At 73.1% G+C, this 967-nt stretch carries 1 protein-coding gene; it reads left to right on the top strand.

Annotated elements, in window-relative coordinates; all coding sequences use genetic code 11:
- On the top strand, window positions 1–967 hold a 967-nt coding region (locus A612_RS14450; RefSeq protein ID WP_019375158.1), incomplete at both ends, for an MFS transporter.

Below are 967 nucleotides of genomic sequence, written 5' to 3'. Positions count from 1 at the left end.
GGGTCGCCGATGCGGCCGAGTCGGCCGCATCCGGGGGGCTCGCGCAGGGCAAGGTGCGGCGCGCGCCGGAGTCGGCCTTCGCGCCGCTGGCGGTGCCGGTGTTCCGCATGCTGTGGCTGACCTGGCTGGCGGCCAACACCTGCATGTGGATGAACGACGTGGCCACCGCCTGGTTGATGACCACGCTGACGACCTCGCCGGTGCTGGTGGCGCTGGTGCAGACGGCGTCCACGCTGCCGGTGTTCCTGCTGGGGTTGCCGAGCGGGGCGCTGGCCGACATCCTGGACCGGCGGCGCTATTTCATGTTCACCCAGTTCTGGGTGGCGGCCGTGGCGGTGGTGCTGTGCCTGGCGATCCTGCGGGGCGGGCTGAACGCCTGGACGCTGCTGGCACTCACCTTCGCCAACGGCATCGGCCTGGCGATGCGCTGGCCGGTGTTCGCAGCCATCGTGCCGGAGCTGGTGGCGCGCCCGCAGCTGCCGGCGGCGCTGGCGCTGAACGGGGTGGCGATGAACGCCTCGCGCATCATCGGCCCGCTGCTGGCGGGGGCCATCATCGCCAGCGTCGGCAGCGCCTGGGTGTTCGTGCTGAACGCCCTCCTGTCGGTGATCGCGGGGCTGACCATCATGCGCTGGCGCCGCACGCCCACGCCGCAGCCGCTCGGGCGCGAGCGCCTGGGCAGCGCCATGCGGGTGGGTTTCGTCTTCGTGCGCGAATCGCCGCCGATGCGCGCCGTGCTGTGGCGCATCGCCGTGTTCTTCCTGCACGCGACGGCGCTGCTGGCGCTGCTGCCGCTGGTGGCGCGCGGGCTGGAGGGCGGCGACGCCGGCACCTTCACGTTGCTGCTGGCGTCCATGGGCGCGGGCGCGATTGCCTCGGCCACTTTCCTGCCGCGCCTGCGCCAGCGTATGTCCATGGACCAGCTGGTGGCGCGCGGCACGCTGGCGCAGGCGCTCACCACCGCCGC

It is taken from the genome of Melaminivora alkalimesophila (assembly GCF_000282995.1).
In the GTDB taxonomy this organism is placed as follows: domain Bacteria; phylum Pseudomonadota; class Gammaproteobacteria; order Burkholderiales; family Burkholderiaceae_C; genus Melaminivora; species Melaminivora alkalimesophila.
The sequence above is the reverse complement of the archived record's forward strand: the minus strand, read 5'-3'. Positions and strand labels throughout refer to the sequence as shown.